The sequence below is a fragment of the Acutalibacter sp. genome, from assembly GCF_056800975.1.
In genome coordinates this window covers 13178-28616 of sequence record NZ_JBQISV010000004.1, presented here as the reverse complement: position 1 = coordinate 28616, position 15439 = coordinate 13178, and the positions used below count along the sequence as shown (strand labels likewise).

General features: G+C 60.5%; 15 protein-coding genes. 10 read left to right on the top strand and 5 right to left on the bottom strand.

The features are described 5' to 3' along the window. Positions 1 to 163: 163 nt before the first annotated feature. A complete protein-coding gene (gene pth, locus ACTO5E_RS01035) occupies positions 164 to 760 on the bottom strand; it encodes an aminoacyl-tRNA hydrolase (RefSeq protein ID WP_482300796.1) in 597 nt (198 codons plus the stop codon). 529 nt (positions 761 to 1289) lie between these two features. Here pth and ACTO5E_RS01030 point away from each other — a divergent pair. The 10 genes from ACTO5E_RS01030 to ACTO5E_RS00985 all read left to right on the top strand — a co-directional run bounded on the left by ACTO5E_RS01030 (position 1290) and on the right by ACTO5E_RS00985 (position 11672). Beyond that, the gene (locus ACTO5E_RS01030) at positions 1290 to 2438 is read left to right on the top strand and encodes a hypothetical protein (protein ID WP_482300794.1); all 1149 of its coding nucleotides are present in this window, start codon (positions 1290 to 1292) and stop codon (positions 2436 to 2438) included. A gap of 442 nt (positions 2439 to 2880) precedes the next feature. Further along, on the top strand, positions 2881 to 3201 hold the full coding sequence (locus ACTO5E_RS01025; RefSeq protein ID WP_482300792.1) for a hypothetical protein: 321 nt from the start codon (positions 2881 to 2883) through the stop codon (positions 3199 to 3201). 20 nt (positions 3202 to 3221) lie between these two features. Further along, positions 3222 to 5258 carry a V-type ATP synthase subunit I gene (locus ACTO5E_RS01020; protein WP_482300790.1) on the top strand — a complete coding sequence of 679 codons (2037 nt, stop codon included), beginning with the start codon at positions 3222 to 3224 and terminating at the stop codon, positions 5256 to 5258. 3 nt (positions 5259 to 5261) lie between these two features. Beyond that, complete coding sequence (locus tag ACTO5E_RS01015; protein WP_482300789.1) at positions 5262 to 5753, top strand: V-type ATP synthase subunit K; 492 nt, start codon at positions 5262 to 5264, stop codon at positions 5751 to 5753. 41 nt (positions 5754 to 5794) lie between these two features. After that, on the top strand, positions 5795 to 6388 hold the full coding sequence (locus tag ACTO5E_RS01010; RefSeq protein WP_482300788.1) for a V-type ATP synthase subunit E: 594 nt from the start codon (positions 5795 to 5797) through the stop codon (positions 6386 to 6388). A 30-nt stretch (positions 6389 to 6418) separates the two neighbouring features. Continuing rightward, the gene (locus ACTO5E_RS01005; protein WP_482300787.1) at positions 6419 to 7384 is read left to right on the top strand and encodes a V-type ATPase subunit; all 966 of its coding nucleotides are present in this window, start codon (positions 6419 to 6421) and stop codon (positions 7382 to 7384) included. Continuing rightward, complete coding sequence (locus ACTO5E_RS01000; protein ID WP_482300786.1) at positions 7377 to 7697, top strand: V-type ATP synthase subunit F; 321 nt, start codon at positions 7377 to 7379, stop codon at positions 7695 to 7697. Before ACTO5E_RS01005 ends, ACTO5E_RS01000 begins: the two co-directional genes overlap by 8 nt. 169 nt (positions 7698 to 7866) lie before the next feature. Continuing rightward, on the top strand, positions 7867 to 9636 hold the full coding sequence (locus ACTO5E_RS00995; RefSeq protein ID WP_482300785.1) for a V-type ATP synthase subunit A: 1770 nt from the start codon (positions 7867 to 7869) through the stop codon (positions 9634 to 9636). Further along, a complete protein-coding gene (locus ACTO5E_RS00990) occupies positions 9636 to 11009 on the top strand; it encodes a V-type ATP synthase subunit B (protein ID WP_482300784.1) in 1374 nt (457 codons plus the stop codon). The genes ACTO5E_RS00995 and ACTO5E_RS00990 overlap by 1 nt, the downstream gene beginning before the upstream one ends. A gap of 6 nt (positions 11010 to 11015) precedes the next feature. Then, positions 11016 to 11672, top strand: coding sequence for a V-type ATP synthase subunit D (locus ACTO5E_RS00985; protein WP_482300783.1), 657 nt, complete (start codon positions 11016 to 11018; stop codon positions 11670 to 11672). Positions 11673 to 11739: 67 nt separating this feature from the next. On the opposite strand, the gene ACTO5E_RS00980 is transcribed toward ACTO5E_RS00985, so the two are convergent. The 4 genes from ACTO5E_RS00980 to ACTO5E_RS00965 form a co-directional block, all read right to left on the bottom strand. Beyond that, positions 11740 to 12756: a hypothetical protein gene (locus ACTO5E_RS00980; RefSeq protein WP_482300782.1), complete on the bottom strand. Its 1017-nt coding sequence runs from the start codon at positions 12754 to 12756 to the stop codon at positions 11740 to 11742. Positions 12757 to 12870: 114 nt separating this feature from the next. Further along, positions 12871 to 13821 carry a tRNA glutamyl-Q(34) synthetase GluQRS gene (gluQRS, locus tag ACTO5E_RS00975; protein WP_482300781.1) on the bottom strand — a complete coding sequence of 317 codons (951 nt, stop codon included), beginning with the start codon at positions 13819 to 13821 and terminating at the stop codon, positions 12871 to 12873. Beyond that, a complete protein-coding gene (locus ACTO5E_RS00970) occupies positions 13793 to 15079 on the bottom strand; it encodes a competence/damage-inducible protein A (RefSeq protein ID WP_482300780.1) in 1287 nt (428 codons plus the stop codon). The genes gluQRS and ACTO5E_RS00970 overlap by 29 nt, the downstream gene beginning before the upstream one ends. Positions 15080 to 15103: 24 nt before the next feature. After that, a complete protein-coding gene (locus ACTO5E_RS00965) occupies positions 15104 to 15433 on the bottom strand; it encodes a hypothetical protein (RefSeq protein ID WP_482300779.1) in 330 nt (109 codons plus the stop codon). Positions 15434 to 15439: the final 6 nt, after the last annotated feature.

The window sequence follows — 15439 nt, the reverse complement described above, 5'->3', positions numbered from 1 at the left end:
TGATGGACGCGGGGAGGGCAAGTGAGCCAAAAAGTGGACCCCGGAGAGCAGCCGCCTCCGGAAGCTCGCTTAGAGATATCCATGAAGCCGGGCGGGTTTACAGGCACATGGCAGCACAAACGGCGGATCGCAAAGGCTATCCGCTTTTTTGACGGCGCGTCGGTCAATTATATTGGTTCATGGCCCGGTCAATGTCTCCGCGGACAATGAGCTCTGCGGCAGCGCAGGCATGGTCCAGGGCCTGGTCCAGCTCCTTTAAGTCCCCCTGGCTGAACCTGGACAGCACCCAGTCCGCCAGATCGTAGTCCGGGTGGGGCTTTTGGCCCACGCCCAGTTTGATACGGGGGAACTGGTCGGAGCCGGTGAGGTAGATGATGTTTTTCATCCCGTTGTGGCCTCCGTCGCTGCCCTTACGCCGCACCCGGAGGCGGCCGGGGGGGAGATTGATGTCGTCAAAGATGATCAGGGTCTTTTTCGGGGGCACCTTGTAAAAGGCCATGGCCTCCCGGACGGACTGGCCGCTCAGGTTCATAAAGGTGCCGGGCTTGAGCAGCAGCACAGAGCGGCCCCCCAGAGAGGCGGCGCCTGTGACCCCCTTGAACCGGACGCGGGCCACCTGGGCCCCCAGCCTATCGGCCAGCCGGTCCACGGCCAGAAAGCCTGCGTTGTGGCGGGTGCCCTCGTACTCGCGGCCAGGGTTGCCCAGCCCGGCGATGATGAATTCTACCGGACCGGGGGACGTTTGTTTTGAGAAGAACATGAGAGAGCTCCTTTCTGCGGGGACGGCAACAGAGCGGGAGGGAAGGACCCGCCCGCCTGGAATGGGATTTATTGTAGCATTTTTATGGGGAAAATGCAAGCCTGAAGTTTGTAAGAGGAGCGCCCCCCAATATTAAGCGTGTAAGCAAGGCTCTGGCGAGCGGTTTGAAAAGGTTCGTCCTCCTTTTCAAGGTGGCTAGGGGTAAAGCTCCTGAGCCGCCGGAGGCCGGTCCATTGTTACTTTGGTCACTTAAGGAGATCAGCGGGACTATGGGCGCGGGGCTGTAGGCGTCATAGAACAGAAAGGCGGCATGGACCTGGAGGGGAAGATCGGTCCCGGCCAGGCTGTGTTTTGCCGAAGGGAGTCTGCGCGGCAAAAGGGCTGGCTGCGGCGGGGGAGAGGCCGTGAAAGAGCACTCCCGCAAAAAAACGCAAAACAGGTAGACAAGCGGGCACTTTTGCGTTATAATAGAGAAGCGCGTTTTTCAGCCGCTAAAAAATATACCAATAATATGAAAGGCATGATGACCATGAAAAGCATGTTCAAGCGGGCTGCCGCCGGGGTTATGGCGCTGGCCATGTGCGCGGGGCTGGCCGGCTGCTACAGCGAGGACAAGACCTGGGCCGCTAAAATGGGGGATGATACCATGCCCATCGGCGGGTACATCTATTATCTCACCTCCGCCTACACCGACGGGGCTGCCAAGGTGGACAGCGGCAGCGAGGTGTTCAAGTCCCAGATTGACGGCCAGAGCGCCGAGAGCTGGGTGGAGGACCGGGCCCTGGACTATCTGCGCTCCTACTACTTTGTCACCCGGAAGTTTGACGAGCTGGGCCTCACCCTCTCTGAGGAGGACCAGGACGCCATCCAGTCCGCCACCAGCACCATGTGGAGCTACTACAAGACCCCCTTCGAGTCCATGGGCATAGCGGAGAGCTCTTTTGAGAAGGCCTACTCTGTCTACAACCAGAAGCTCTCCAAGCTGCTGTCTGCCATGTATGGCGAGGGCGGCGAGCTGGCGCTTGGCGAGGATGAGATGAAGCAGTATTATCTGGACGGCTACACCTACTATCAGTATTTCTCCATCCCCCTCACCAAAACTGACGATGAGGGCAACACAGTGGACATGGATGAGGACGAGAAGCTCACCGAAAAGCAGATGCTGGAGGACTGGGCCCAGGAGGTGACCAAGGGCAGCATTAGCTTTGACCAGGCCATGGACAATTATAAGAACTCCCACAACGGAGCCGAGCCCACCACCGGTGAGCCGCTGGCTGTGTCCAACGACTCTATGAGCGACCTGTTCAAGGATGCGATATTCCCCCTGAAGAACGATGGGGCCGCGGTGGTAGACGCCACCTCCCGGCTGTATCTGGTACAGAAGCTGGACATCAACGAGGACTTTAAGGCCTTGCTGGACGACGAGGACCGCACAAACACCCTGCTGCGCACCATGAAGGCCCAGGAGTTCCTGGACTACACCATGGAGCAGGGCAAGAGCCTGGGCGTGGAAGTGAACCAGAAGGCCATTGGCGCGGTGCGCACCACTGTGGTGGCCGACACCATGGGCTCCAACGGCACCTCCTCCACCAGCAGCGAGGACACGGACGCCAGCTCTCAGGAGAGCAGCCAGGAGGAGAGCCAGGACGAGAGCTCTGAGGCCGGCTCTGAAGAATAAACCCATACCGCTTCGCATAGAAATTACCGCTCCGGGCCTTTGGCCCCGGGCGGTTTTCTGTTATAGTGGGCAAGTCCTGGGGCAGGAGAAATTTCTGGAAAAAATGGAAATGGGAGCGGGGCCTTCTGGCGGGGAAGCGGCGGGGTATTCCGCAATAGAGACGGCGTTTCTGGGTTTTTGGCCGGGGCAGATATTTTTTCCTGTTTTCAGCTGATTTAGGTTTTGACTTTTAGTGCTAAAGGGGGTATAATATTCCTGTCGCAAGCTTGCAGGCTTGAGCCGGCTTTTGAGGACCGTCTTTGGCGGCCCCCTCATCCGGCCTGCCCATACAGCGGCGTCCGGCAGTTTTCTTATGCTACCCGTGCCGGGCAAGCATCATGGCTGGCTTAGACGGGGGCTTTCACTCGGCCCCTTTCAGGCTGGCTACAGGAGGTGAGAAAGTTTGGCGAAAGAGACCATGCAGGCCATCAGCGAGGCCGAGTCCAAGGCGCGTCAGGCAGTGCTGGACGCAAAGGCCGAGGCCCAGCGGCTGACTGAGGACGCCCAGGCTCAGGGCGAAAAGGCGATTCAGGCCGCCGTGAAGGAGGCCCGGAAAAAGGCCGACGTGCTGTGCGGCGTTGCCCGCGCCGACGCGGAAAAGCTGCGCAGCCAGGTCAGAGAGCAGACGCTCTCGCAGCAGGAAAGCCTGCGCCGCGGCGCCCAGGAAAACCGCGGCAAGGTCGTGGAAGAGATCCGCAGGATCGTTTTGGGTGAGACTACCTGACACAAGGAGGTTCGATGCAGATGGCGGTAGTGGAAATGAAGCGCATCCATGTGTACGCGCTGAAGAACAACCGCAAAAGGATTTTGGAAATGCTGCAGCGGAAAGCCGTTGTGGAGGTCAACACCCCGGAGGACGCGGGCCAGGAGGACGGCATGGGCCCCTTCTCCAAAACGGACACCGCTTCCGCGCGGCAGACGTTCGAGAAAAACGCACAGCTGATCACCAGCGCCGTGGAGGTGCTGGACAGCTACGCTCCCCCTCAGAAGTCCATGCTGGCTATGCTGGAGGGGCGCACGGGCATCAATGCCCATCAGTATGAGGAGACGGCGGCCGCCGCCCCCGAGCTGACCAAAACCGCCCAGCGCCTGAGCGCCCTGGGCAAACGCATTGCCGACCAGCAGGCGGAGATTGCCCGGCTGGAGGCCCAGATCGACGCCCTGAAGCCCTGGATGGGCCTGGATATCTCTATGCGCACCATTGGCACCCAGTCGTCCAGCGTGTTCATCGGCACCTTCCCTGAGGAGCTTACCGCAGGGGAGATCAAGACCCGCCTGGCCCAGGCCGCGCCTGAGGTGGAGGCTGTGGAGGTAGAGGTCGTCAGCACCCAGCCCCAGCAGACCTGCGCCTTTGTGGTTTGCCTGGCCCGGGTGGGCATCAAGCTGGAGGCCGCTCTGCGGGGCATGGGCTTTACCTACCCGGCAGCGCCCTCCAAAACCGCCCCCCCTGAGCGGGTGCAGGAGCTGAAGAACCGTATTCAGACCGCCCGGGAGGACATTGCCGCCAGCGAGAAGGAGATCGTTTCTTATGCCGGCAAGCGGCAGGCCCTGCTGTTCACCGCCGACTACTTCACCATGCGGGCGGACAAATATGAGGTGCTGGGAGAGCTTTGGCAGAGCCCTCATGTGTTCTGGCTGACCGGCTATGTGGAGGCCCGCCGGGCTCCGGCCCTTCAGCGGGAGTTGGAGGAAAAGTATAACGCCTTTGTAGAGGTTGAGACCCCCAGTGAGAAGGAAGACCTGCCCATCCGGCTGCAGAACGGCTTTTTCGGCGCGCCGGTGGAGGGGGTCATTGAGGGCTACAGTCTGCCCGGCAAGTGGGAGGTAGACCCCTCGAAGGTTATGTGCGTGTTCTACTATGTTCTGTTCGGCATGATGCTCTCTGATGCGGCCTATGGGTTTTTGATCGCCCTGGGCACGGGCATTGTGCTTTTGAAATTCAAAAACATAGAGGAAGGCCTGCGCAAAACCATGCGGATGTTCTTCTTCTGCGGACTGTCCACCATGTTCTGGGGTGTGCTGTTCGGCAGCTACTTCGGCGACGCGGTGGATGTGATTGCCCGCACCTTCTTTGGCTATGGGGCTGATATGCCCAGCCTGACCCCGCCCCTGTGGTTCGCGCCCCTTGAGGAGCCCATGCGGCTGATGCTGTTCAGCTTCCTTTTGGGCATCATCCATCTGTTCGCGGGGCTTGCCATGCAGATTTACCAGCTGTGCCGCCGGGGAAAATATCTGGACGCCCTGTATGACAGCGGCTTCTGGTATATGCTGGTAGGGGGGCTGATCATTGCTCTTATTTCCACCAGCATGTTCCAGGACATGATGAGCCTGCACCTGAGCATCCCCTCCATTGTCACCAACATTGCTCTGGCGCTGGCAGGCGTGGGCGCGGTGGGCATTATTGCCACCAGCGGCCGTGAGAGCCGGGGCGTCAAGCGCTTTTTGAAGGGCCTTTATGGGCTCTACGGCGTGTCCAGCTGGCTGTCGGACATTCTGTCCTACTCCCGGCTGCTGGCCTTGGGCCTTGCCACAGGCGTTATCGCCCAGGTGTTCAACATGCTGGGCACCATGGCCGGGGGCGGCCCTGTGGGCGTGGTGCTGTTTATTCTGGTGTTTGTCATCGGCCATGTTCTCAACCTGCTCATCAATTTGCTGGGCGCTTATGTACATACCAACCGTTTGCAGTATGTCGAGTTCTTCGGCAAATTTTATGAGGGCGGCGGGCGCAAATTTGAGCCCTTTGCCGCCAAAACAAAACATTTTAAGATTACGGAGGAATAAGAAATGTTTGATTGGACAACTATGGGCATCGTTTTCGCCCTGCTGGGCGCTGTGCTGGCCGCTCTTATGGGCGGCATTGGTTCCGCTATCGGCGTTGGCATGACCGGCCAGGCCGCTGCCGGCGTGGTCACCGAGGACCCCTCCAAGTTCGGTAAGGTTCTGATTCTGCAGCTGCTCCCCGGCACCCAGGGCATTTACGGCCTGCTCATCGGCTTCGTCACCCTCACCCAGATCGGCGTGCTGGGCGGCAGCTCTGACATCAGCCTCGCCAAGGGCCTGCTGTATCTGGCCGCCTGCCTGCCCATGGCTATTGTGGGCATGGTTTCTGCCAAGTGGCAGGCCAAGGCTGCGGTTTCTTCCATCAGCCTGGTTGCCAAAAAGCCCGACCAGTTCGGTAAGTCCATGATTTTCCCCGCCATGGTTGAGACCTACGCGGTTCTGGCCCTGCTCATCTCCATCCTCTCCATCACCAGCATTGGCAGCCTGTCCATTTAAAAAAAAGAGGGTCGTAAAAAACAGGAGAGGAGGCAAGACCCATGACCGGATTGGATTCCATTATCAGCCAGATCGCCGGCGACGGCCAGAAGGAGGCCGGTGAGATCCTTGCCCAGGCGCAGAAAAAGGCCGGCGACATTGCCGAAGCCGCCAAAACCCAGGGCGGCGAGAAGGTCCGCACGGTTTTGAAGGACGGCGAGCGCCGGGCCCAGGATATCCGCGACCGGGCCCAGTCTGCCGCGGAGCTGGAGCAGCGCAACCAGATGCTGCTTTTCAAGCAGGAGCTTATCCGCGAGGCTGTGGACGCGGCCCGGGAGTCTTTGGAGAACGCCCCGGACAAGGAGTATTTCGACGCCCTGCTCACCCTTTACAAGCGCCATGCCCAGGAGGGCCGGGGAGAGATGTTCCTGAATAAAAAGGATGTGGACCGCCTGCCCGACGACTTTTTGGCCCGTATGCGCAAGGCCGTGCCCGGGGCGGAGGTCACCATCTCCCCCAAGCCCCAGAATATTGAGAACGGCTTTCTGCTGGTCTATGGCGGTGTCGACATCAACTGCACCTTCCGGGCCATCTTCGAGGACGCTTCGGACCAGCTTCGGGACGCGGCCGGCAAGCTGCTGTTCCCGGTGGCCTGACCCCGCCCGGAGAAAGGAAGCATGCTGCTTATGACTGAAGAATACATCTACGCGGTGGCGCGGGTGCGCTCCCGGGAGCTGGGGCTTTTGAGCCGCCAGGACGTGGACCAGCTGATGGCCTGCCACAAGGTGGAGGAGTGCCTGCGGGTGCTCAGCGACAAGGGCTGGGCCGCGGCTGGAGACGTGACCCCCGAGGAGGTGCTGGCTGCGGAGGAGGAGAAGACCTGGGCCTTCATCCACGAGCTGACGGATGACCTGACCCCCTTCCAGGTGCTCCTTTTCCCCACCGATTATAACAATCTTAAGGCTGCCGTGAAAGCGGTGGTCACTGGCGTGGAGCCCCACCAGGTATTTCTGCCCGGGGGCGCCGTGGAGCCTGAGCTGATGCTGCGCTGTGTGCGGGAGGGTGATTTCTCCTCTCTGCCCGAGGCCATGGCCCAGGCGGCGGACAACGCCTATCATACCCTTTTGCAGACCGAGGACGGCCAGCTGTGCGATGTCATTCTGGACCGCGCCTGCTTGGAGGCTGTGCTGGCCTGCGGACGGGAAAGCAAGTCGGACATTCTGCGGGACTATGCGGAGCTCACCTGTGCGGTCAGCAACATTAAGGTGGCGGTGCGCGCCTGCAAAACCGGCAAGAACCGGGCCTTTTTGGAGGCCGCCCTGGCCCCCTGCGGCACCCTGGACGCGGACAGCCTGGCTGCCGCTGCCTGCAAAAGCCTGGAGGACCTGTACGCCTATCTGTCGGCGACCCCCTATGGGGAGGCGGCGGAGCGGCTGAAGGAGTCCTACTCGGCCTTTGAGAAGTGGTGCGACGACCGGGTGATGGACCTGGTGAAGGACCAGAAGATAAACCCCTTTACCGTTGGCCCCTTGTTCGCCTATGTCATCGCCCGGCGCAACGAGATCAGCACCGTGCGGATCATCCTCTCCGGCAAGCTCAACGAGCTGGACGACGGAATGGTCCGGGAAAGACTGAGGGAAATGTATGTATAAAATAGCCGTTTTGGGCGACCGTGACAGCATCTATGGCTTTGCGGCCCTGGGGCTGGAGGTCTTTCCGGTAAGCACCGGCGAGGAAGGCGCCAAAACCCTGCGCCGCCTCTCAGAGCAGGACTACGCGGTGATTTACATCACCGAGGCCCTGGCCGAAGAGATCCCTCAGGAGCTGGACCGCTGCCGGGAGAGCCTGCTGCCCGCCGTCATTACCATTCCAGGGGTCCACGGCAACACGGGCCTGGGCATCCGCATGGTCAAGCGTTCGGTAGAGCAGGCGGTGGGGTCCGACATTATTTTCAACGGCAACTGACGTTGGGGCGGTTGTTCTCCGTGTCGGGGAGGCTTCCGCAGGCTATGGAAGCTCGCCTTGGCAGTCCTGCCGTTATGGGCTGTAAAGCTTTTCCCTTGACATTTTCTGCTGGAAATGACCGCGATTCGACTATAAAACGTATCAAACGAGAAACGGGTGATTGGTAAACATGAGCAATGGTACCATCAAAAAAATAGCCGGACCTCTCGTTATCGCCAAGGGCATGCGCGACGCCAACATGTTCGACGTGGTGCGCGTCAGTGAGCGCCGCCTCATCGGCGAGATCATCGAGATTCACGGCGACGAAGCCTCCATTCAGGTCTACGAGGAGACCTCTGGCCTGGCGCCCGGCGAACCGGTGGAATCCACTGGCGCGCCCTTGAGCGTAGAGCTTGGGCCCGGCCTGATCCGCAGCATTTATGATGGCATCCAGCGCCCGCTGGACGACATCATGAAGATCTCCGGCAACAACCTGCAGCGCGGCGTGGAGGTCCCCTCTTTGAAGAGGGATTTGGAGTGGGACTTTGTGCCCACCGCCAAGGCCGGCGACGAAGTGACCGGCGGCGATATCATCGGCACTGTTCAGGAGACCGCTGCGGTCTCGCACAAAATTATGGTGCCCCCCGGAATCTCCGGCAAGCTGACGGAGATCAAAGCGGGAAAATATAAGGTGACCGACACCGTGGCCACTGTTGAGACCAAGGAGGGCCCCAAGCCGGTGGGCCTGATGCAGAAGTGGCCTGTCCGTCAGGGCCGCCCCTATAAGCAGAAAATGTCCCCCAACATGCCGCTGGTCACCGGCCAGCGGGTGGTAGACACCATGTTCCCCATTGCCAGGGGCGGCGTGGCGGCTGTGCCGGGCCCCTTTGGCAGCGGCAAAACCGTCATTCAGCACCAGCTGGCCAAGTGGGCTGAAGTGGACATTGTGGTCTACATTGGCTGTGGCGAGCGGGGCAACGAGATGACCGACGTTCTGAACGAGTTCCCCGAGCTGGTGGACCCTAAAACCGGCAAGTCCCTGATGGAGCGCACCGTTCTGATCGCCAACACCTCCGACATGCCTGTGGCGGCCCGGGAGGCTTCGGTCTACTCCGGCATCACCATTGCCGAATACTTCCGCGACATGGGCTACTCGGTGGCCCTGATGGCCGACTCCACCTCCCGCTGGGCCGAGGCCCTGCGCGAGATGTCCGGCCGGTTGGAGGAGATGCCCGGCGAGGAGGGCTACCCGGCATACCTGGGCAGCCGTATCGCTCAGTTCTACGAGCGTGCCGGTTCTGTCAAGGCGCTGTGCTCTGGCGACCGCGAGGGCTCTCTGTCCGTGATCGGCGCGGTTTCCCCTTCCGGCGGCGACAACTCCGACCCTGTTGTTCAGGCCACCCTGCGTATTGTCAAGGTGTTCTGGGGCCTGGATTCCGCCCTGGCGCAGCAGCGTCACTTCCCGGCCATCAACTGGCTGACCAGCTACTCCCAGTACATGGATGATGTGGCAGACTGGTTCAACCAGAATGTAGCCGAGGATTGGATCGCGCAGCGTACTGAGCTGATGGGTCTGCTGCAGGACGAAGCCGAGCTGCAGGAGATTGTGCAGCTGGTGGGTATGGACGCCCTGAGCGCCCCCGAGCGGCTGAAGCTGGAAGCAGCCCGTTCCATCCGCGAGGACTTTTTGCACCAGAACTCCTTTGACGAGATCGACACCTACACCTCTTTGGAGAAGCAGCACGACATGATGCTGCTGATTACCGGCTACTATGAGAAGGCCCTTGCCGCCCTGAACGACGGCGTGGACATTCAGAAGCTCATTGACCTGCCTGTGCGCGAGCAGATCGGCCGCTTCAAGTACACTGAGCCGGACAAGGTGAAGGAGGCCTTCGGGCAGGTTATGGCACAGCTGGACAAGGAACTGAATGACGCCAAGCAGACAAAGGAGGAGTTCTAATGCCAAAGGAATACAGAACTATCCAGGAAGTGGCGGGCCCTCTGATGCTGGTGCGGGACGTGGAGAACGTTGCCTATGACGAGCTGGCCGAGATAGAGCTGGCAAACGGCGAGCGCCGCCGCTGCAAGGTGCTGGAGATTAACGAGGGCAATGCCCTGGTGCAGCTGTTCGAGAACTCTACCGGCATCAACCTCTCCAACTCTAAGGTGCGCTTTTTGGGCCACAGCATGGAGCTGGGAGTGAGCGAGGACATGCTGGGCCGGGTGTTCGACGGCCTGGGCCGCCCCATTGACAACGGCCCGGAGATTCTGCCCGACCGCCGGGTAGACGTGAACGGCTTGCCCATGAACCCCGCTGCCCGTAACTATCCCCAGGAGTTCATTCAGACCGGCGTTTCTGCCATTGACGGCCTGAACACCCTGGTGCGCGGCCAGAAGCTGCCCATCTTCTCTGCCTCTGGCCTGCCTCATGCTCAGCTGGCGGCTCAGATTGCCCGTCAGGCCAAGGTGCGGGGCACCAACGACCCCTTCGTGGTGGTGTTCGCCGCTATGGGCATCACCTTCGAGGAGTCCAACTTCTTTGTACAGAGCTTCCGGGAGACCGGGGCTATCGACCGTACCGTCATGTTTGTCAACCTGGCCAACGACCCCGCTGTCGAGCGTATTGCCACCCCCAAGATGGCTTTGACCGCTGCGGAGTATCTGGCCTTTGAGAAGAACATGCATGTGCTGGTCATCCTTACCGACATCACCAACTACGCCGACGCTCTGCGTGAGGTCTCCGCCGCCCGTAAGGAGGTGCCCGGCCGTCGTGGATACCCCGGCTACATGTATACCGACCTGGCCACTCTGTATGAGCGGGCGGGCCGTCAGAAGGGGAAGAACGGTTCTATCACCATGATTCCCATTCTCACCATGCCTGAGGGCGACAAGACCCACCCCATTCCCGACCTGACCGGCTACATCACCGAGGGCCAGATTATTCTGAGCCAGGAGCTGTACCGGAAGAATGTCACCCCGCCCATTGACGTGCTGCCCTCTCTGAGCCGTTTGAAGGACAAGGGCATTGGCGAGGGCCGTACCCGGTCTGACCACGCCGCTACCATGAACCAGCTGTTTGCCGCCTATGCCCGTGGCAAGGAGGCCAAGGAACTGATGGTGGTGCTGGGCGAGGCCGCCTTGACGGAGATCGACAAGCTGTACGCCAAGTTTGCCGACGCCTTTGAGAACGAGTATGTCTCTCAGGGCTACAGCGCCAATCGGGACATTGAGGACACCCTGGACATTGGCTGGAAGCTGCTGTCCATTCTGCCCCGTTCTGAGCTGAAGCGTATTAACGATAAGTTCCTGGATCAGTATTACGGAAAGGTGTGATGCACCTTGGCAAGCAAACAGATAACCCCCACCCGTATGGAGCTGACCCGGCTGAAGAAAAAGCTGGTCACTGCCACCCGGGGCCACAAGCTGCTGAAGGATAAGCGGGATGAGCTGATGCGCCAGTTCCTGGAAAAGGTCCGGGAGAACAAGGCCCTGCGGGAGCATGTGGAGGAGGGCATTGCCGCCGCCAACAAAAACTTTTTGCTGGCCCGGGCCGGGATGCAGGACCAGGTGCTGAACACCGCCATGCTGGCTCCCAAGCAGAGGGTCTCGGTAGAGAGCGGGGTGGAGAACGTGATGAGCGTCAACATCCCCACCTTCGACTTCAAGACCCGCAGCCCGGATAAGAACGATATTTTCTCCTACGGCTTTGCCTTTACATCCAGCGACCTGGACGGTGCGGTGCAGTCTCTTTCGGACGTCTTCCCGGACATGCTGAAGCTGGCTGAGATTGAAAAGGCCTGCCAGCTGATGGCGGTAGAGATTGAAAAGACCCGCCGCCGGGTTAACGCTTTGGAGCATGTAATGATTCCCGAGCTTCAGGCCAACATCAAGTATATCTCCATGAAGCTGGACGAGAACGAGCGCTCTACCCAGATCCGGCTGATGAAGGTTAAGGACATGGTGCTTAAGGACGCCCATAATTACGAGACCTTCTGAGAATCACAGAGAAAAAGGGCCCTCCCGGTTGGGAGGGCCTTTTCGTCTGCCATTTTATTCAGTTGTCTTAGTTCGCCTCTCCGGGGAGTCCGTATATCCACCGGGCGAACTCGTCCTCTGGGAAAGGGCTGGGCAGCGGGGCAGTAAACTCTATATTCACGCCTATATCCCAGCGTAGCGCAAAACAAAGGACGCCGGGCTCAGGGCTGCTAAAAAGCAGCGCGTTTTTCTCCACATCGCTGATATTCTCCCTGGGCTTCGCTTTCGGGAAGATGACAAAGCCGCTGTGCGTGGCGCAGCCAATAGCCGCAGGCACGAGCCGGGCAGACTCCGCCCGGAACCCGTTCAGAAGCTCCAAAAAGCGGCGAATCTCCTCCGGGTCCTCAATCCGCCGGCCTTCCTGGTTCAGACCTCCCTCGCGCAGGATGACAAAATCCACCGCTTCCGGGTCCAGGGGACAGGGAGGACCATCCAGCAGGTACAGCAGGTACAACACCTGGGCCAAGTCATTTTGAGTGACTGCGCCCTGAGGAAGAAAGTAGTCGTGCTCCTGGCCGTCGCTGAAATAGTAATAAGGGAGTATGTGGGTAGACATTGCCCAGTCCACCCCTTTTCTGGCGTAGGGGGCGATATCTGCCTCGTCGTCCAGCTGGTCCACTGTCATGCGCCAGACCTCCTCCTCCACTGGCTCCGGCTCTCCCCGCCAGCGGTGGAGAGTTCTGGCCAGCTCCTGGCGGGTAATGGGCCGTTCTGGTTCTCCAGACCAAAGAGCATGAGCGCGGTCCAGTCCCTGGCACAGGCCGGCGAGGGACGCCTGGGGACCCCGGTTAAGCCGGTAAAGCGCTTCGGCCACCTCCGCATGGGTCACAGGAGTAAAAGGGTCAAACTGCTCTGAAACGTTCTCAACCAGCTGCTGCCGGGCGCACCATTCGATACACGGCGCGTGGACAGTCTGCCGGTTTTCGGGCCGTATGCCCGGGCCCGGCGAGGTGGTGGGCGTAGGCTTGGCCTCTGTGGCCAGGGACAGAACAGGCAGCGCCGCTGCCAGCAGGAACGCCAGGATTGTGCTGGTGATTCGTTTCATGGTCTTCCCTCCTTCCCGCTGTTTGGATGTTGACAGGTCAGCCTCTGCTTTCATTATAGATGAAATATACCGAGAGGTCAACTGGGAACTCGGTGCAAAGGCAAAAAACTTTCCTCAAAGCAGACGATCTTGCAGCAAAATGTCCTCTGCCGGCACCCGCTCCCAGTCGAACACAGAGACCAGCTCTTGAGGGCGCAGAGGCTCCGGGCGGTCAATTTGGCCGGCAAGATAGGCCAGACGGCCCACCAGCTCCTCCGGAGTGAAGCGGGTGAGCAAGGCGTCCAGCCCCAGGTCGCCGTCCCGCTTGGAGAGCCGCCGCCCGTCTGCTGCCAGCAGCAGGGGAAGGTGGATGAATTCCGGTGGGGTGAGCCCCAGCCGCCGGTAGATTTGCAGCTGCTTGGGGGTGGAGGGGAGCAGGTCCCGCCCTCGTACCACTTGGGTGACTCCCATGGCTCCATCGTCTGCCGCCACTGCCAGCTGATAGGCGAACACCCCGTCGGACCGGCGGAGAATAAAATCTCCGCAGTCTTTGGACAGGCTGTAGTGCTGGGGGCCATAGTGTCTGTCCGTAAAGGCCTCCTCCCCGGCCACCGCCAGCCGCAGGGCCGGGGGGCGGTGTCGCTGCTTTTCCTCGACCTGCTCCGCTGTCAGGCCCTGGCACCGGCCAGAGTAGATATAGTCCCCGTCAGAGGCATGGGGGGCGTTGGCCGCGTGAAGCTCTGCCCGGCTGCAGAAGCAGGGGTATACCACATTCTGGGCTATCAGCCGTTCCAGACACTGTTGGTAGTATGCGCCCTGCTCCGACTGCCAGTAGGGACCCTCATCCCAGTCCAGTCCCAGCAGGCGCAGGTCGGCCATCAGCTTCTGGCCCTTGGCCCGGCTGGTGCGCTGAGGGTCCAGGTCCTCCATGCGCAGAATCATCCGCCCACCCTCAGCGCGGGCCGACAGCCAACTGAGCAGGCAGCTGAACAGGTTCCCCAGGTGCATCCGCCCGCTGGGGCTGGGGGCAAAGCGGCCCACAATCTGCTTTATACCCTCACCCACGACTGGCTTTGTCGCCCTCATACTGGTGCTCCTCGATTACCGGCAGGCCGGTGAGATACCGGCGGGCCATGTCCAGGGCCTGGCTGGCTGCGCAGTGCCGGTGCCAGTCCCGGGTTTTGGTGCGGCCAATGGGGGCGCGTTTGGCCACCCAGGTCTCCTTGCCGTCGCTAAGGGCAATGTAGATCAGCCCCACTGGCTTCTCAGAGGTGCCGCCCTCGGGCCCGGCAATGCCGGTGATGCCAATGCCCAAGTCGCTGCCACTCAGCCGGACAATGCCCTCGGCCATAGCCCGGGCGGTTTGGGGGCTCACCGCGCCGTGGGCCTCCAAGGTCTCATGGGGCACACCCAGCAGCTGCTCCTTGGCCTTATTGGCGTAGGTGACTGCCCCCATGTGGAACACCGCCGAGGACCCGGAGATATCCGTCAGACGCTTGGAGAGCAGCCCGCCGGTGCAGCTCTCGGCAGTGGCCAGGGTCTTGCCCTGCTCTGCCAGCAGCTTGACCACCAGCTCTTCCAGACTGTCCACGTCCACAGAGTAGACAAAATTTCCCAGCCGGTTTTTGATCTCATCAATCAGCGGCTGACACAGCCGGTCGGCCTCCTCATGGCTGTGGGCCTTGGCTGTCACCCGCAGATAGCACTCGCCCTCGTTGGCGTAGGGAGCCAGGGAGGGGTTCTCCCCGTCCATCAAATCGTCCATCATCTGGGCCACAGGGGCCTCACCCCGGCCATAAATGTGCACATTGTGAGACACAATGGTGAACTCCTGGCTCTGCTTGAGGTAGGGCACCGCGTAGTTGTGGAGCATGGGGGCCAGCTCGCTGGGGGGGCCGGGGAGCATGATGATCGTGCACCCGTTTTCGGCCTGAAAGGCGCAGCCGGGGGCTGTGCCGTTGTCATTTTGCAGCACATGACAGCCCTCAGGGAGCCAGGCCTGCTTGGCCTGATTTTCGCTGACATGCTCCTCGTTGAAGTAGTTCTCAATGCGCCGCAGGCTCTCCTCATGGAGCGTCAGCTTTTTCCCGGCAGCAGCGGCAGTGGTCTCCTTGGTCAGGTCGTCGGTGGTGGGGCCCAGGCCCCCGGTCATAATCAGCAGGCCGCTGCGGCGGATGGCAGTCTTCACAGCCTCTTTCAAACGTTGGGGATTGTCCCCCACTACCGAGGCGTGGAGCAGGTTAATGCCCAGCTCTGACAGGGCCCGGGCCACAATGGCCGCGTCGGTGTTGACCACTGCGCCCAAAAGCAGCTCGGTGCCAACGGATATGATTTCTGCATTCATAGAATCACCTTTCTCTCTTAATAATCATACTGCGTTCAAAAACTGTTCCACTTCCCGGTTGAACCGCTCCGGGTTTTTCCCGGCAATAAAGTGGTCGTCTATGCAATACTCTGTGCTGGTATACCAGTGCTTTACCCGGCCCATAGAGAGCCCAACCAGCACAGAGCCCTGAAACAGACCAAAGGCCAGCGAGTTGCTCTGCCCGGTCAAATCCTGAATGTAGGCGTTGAGCTGGGCTGGGTCCGACCAATCGTCGTTCCAGGGAGGCCCGGTAAAAACGCTGGCAAACAGCTCCCGGGCTATGGGAAGGTCTTCCTCAGCCAGTTGTCGGAACAGGCAGTTTGATGCACTCATTTTTCG